This window comes from Halalkalicoccus subterraneus (assembly GCF_003697815.1).
GTDB lineage: Archaea > Halobacteriota > Halobacteria > Halobacteriales > Halalkalicoccaceae > Halalkalicoccus > Halalkalicoccus subterraneus.
The window spans coordinates 1-2,271 of the sequence record NZ_RDQG01000101.1 but is presented as its reverse complement, the minus strand read 5'-3'; the positions used below and the strand labels follow the sequence as shown (position 1 = coordinate 2,271).

Annotated in this window: 3 protein-coding genes; 2 read left to right on the top strand and 1 reads right to left on the bottom strand. The window is 53.2% G+C overall.

The features are described from left to right. The coding region (locus EAO80_RS19315) for a DUF4268 domain-containing protein (RefSeq protein ID WP_122091440.1) at positions 1-426 on the top strand (426 nt) is incomplete at its 5' end. Between the two features lie 46 nt (positions 427-472). Here EAO80_RS19315 and EAO80_RS19965 read toward each other — a convergent pair. After that, the gene (locus tag EAO80_RS19965) at positions 473-796 is read right to left on the bottom strand and encodes a hypothetical protein (RefSeq protein WP_162994099.1); all 324 of its coding nucleotides are present in this window, start codon (positions 794-796) and stop codon (positions 473-475) included. 368 nt (positions 797-1,164) lie between these two features. On the opposite strand from EAO80_RS19965, the gene EAO80_RS19310 reads away from it, so the two are divergent. Continuing rightward, positions 1,165-2,052, top strand: coding sequence for a hypothetical protein (locus EAO80_RS19310; RefSeq protein ID WP_122091439.1), 888 nt, complete (start codon positions 1,165-1,167; stop codon positions 2,050-2,052). Positions 2,053-2,271 lie beyond the last annotated feature (219 nt).

The window sequence follows — 2,271 nt, the reverse complement described above, 5'->3', positions numbered from 1 at the left end:
CTCACGGAGGCGTATTCACAACGACGACCCGACTGGTACAAACTGACACCACAACCCCAGAGTTGGCAGGTGTTCGGAGCGGGCATTGGAGGTCTCAGTTTGGGGTGGGCGTTCCATCAGGGCCCCGAGTTCGCGGTTGAATTCTATATCGACACCTCGGACAAGAAATGGAACGAAACGATCTACGATGCTCTCAAACAGCATCAAGAGGAGATCCAAATGAATCTCGCGGATCTCGATAAAGAACTCGTCTGGCAGCGATTCCCCGAAAAGCGAGCCTGTCGCATTAAATGCCCGTATAGTATTCCACACAAGTTTTCCGAGCTATCAGCAGAAGAACGCGAGCAACTCGTTAGATGGGGTGTTGAGACGATGGATCAGTTCCAGGATGAGTTCGAGCGGCGAATCGCTGATCTAGCAATCTAGGTCGAAACTAGTCGCTATTCATAATTGCTGCAAACCCGTCCTCAGTTCACAGCTTCTTCCGGTCAGGAGCCGACTCGCCACTATTGCGTAGATCACTCAATGTCCGCGACTCGAACTCGGGATGACACCAGTACTGGTACCCATTCAACGCCTTCTCATGAGGCCGACCGACGAGCTGATTGAGAATCTCCTTGGACACACCCGTAAACGAATACTCCTCTCCATCAGACAACCACTCGACGTTGTTCGATCGACCGGTCTGACCCGTTACTCGCGCCTGCCAGAACTCCGCCGCAGGATCGAGCTGCCACTCCTCTTGGGGCGGCTTTTGTGCCGAACAGAACTCAACGAGATCTCCTTCAACGAGCACCCCACTTTCCAGCAAGACATGGATCGCAGCACGTCGGCGGTCACTTTGCTGCCGACGCTCTTGTTTCTCGCGCCGACGAGGACCTCATAGATGTCTTCAGCATCTATTTCCGCATTATTGCCGAGGTCAAGAGCAACTTCCTCGCCAAGCGAGTTGACGAGAAAGTTAAGAAGCTAGTCCTCATAGATTTCACCGTCTCTTGGTCGTAAACACGCCTTCAGCAAGCAGACAACTCAACTAACCGGCTTTGTGATGTAGTGAGACTACATTTATCCAGATCTTGTGGTGGCAATGCGAAGCCATATCCGGATCCTAATAGCGCAAACGCCGAGTTGATTTAAGTACGTATCACCAACCCCTCTGCACAGATGGCTCGTGTCGTCTACTATCACCATCCCCAAGCCAAGAACTTCTCGCTGAAGTATAGCTCGGCCTCTCAATCTGAGATTCGTTCCCGTCATAAGGATTCGGACGACACGACGAAGCTCATCCGCTATCCGTTTAACATCCCCGTCTACGTCCTCTATGCGAGCGACACGGAGATCAAAGACGCAAACGAGATCGACTTCGATCAGAAGTGGCTCAGCGACCGAATCGCCGAGCTTCCCCGTGAGGGGCAGGTCGTCGCGTTTCGATTAGTGGAATTGCTCGAAGCGGCTGTAGACGTGAGAGAAGAAGAAGAGTTCCGCCTCTACAAGAAGTTTGAACCACAGAAGATTCGGCAGGCACTCGACTACGTCCCGTGGGGAGCATCACTTCCACAGGTCGCCGGCGAGATGATGTCGAATCTCATTCTCCGGCATTCGCTGCCGAATGCGAATCATCGAACGGGGATTGCGATGCTGCAGTTCTGTATCGAGAGTGTAAATCCAGACTTCGAAATGCCTCGTACTCACCTCGATGATGAAACCTGGCAAGAGTGGGTTGACCCCTCTATCGTCGAGTCGAAGCGCCTCATCACTGTTCGCCGGAACAACATTCGATTCAAGCAACTGCAGGAGCTGGGCGTCGATCTGGTGGAGCGAAAAGACGGGATTCAGATTCAGTTAGACGAGTTCGAGCTCGATATGCACTGGCGTGATGCACTGTCGATGTACGCCACTCGGCACGAAAACCACTGTACGGAGTTTGCTCGTGCAGTCTTGGAACGCGCAGAGCGAGACGATCTCCTCGATGAAGCAGGACCGACAAAGCAGGAGTTCATCGACTATCTGGAGTCTGGGCTCGTCGAACGGGATTTCAGAGAACTGTTTTGATCAGTCGCGGAGCTCTGCGACCGACTGACCGACCTCTCGGACGTGACCACTTCGCTCGAGATCGAGTTCCTCTGCGAGGTAATCGACCGTCTCTTCGAGGCTCATACATGAAGGAAGCGCTCCGAGCGGTATAAACTTAGTGCTGTACCTTGCATCCAATCCGCTACAGGTGACCTAATCGGGGCACCCAACGCTACAGACAGGGCGCGTATCTGGCAG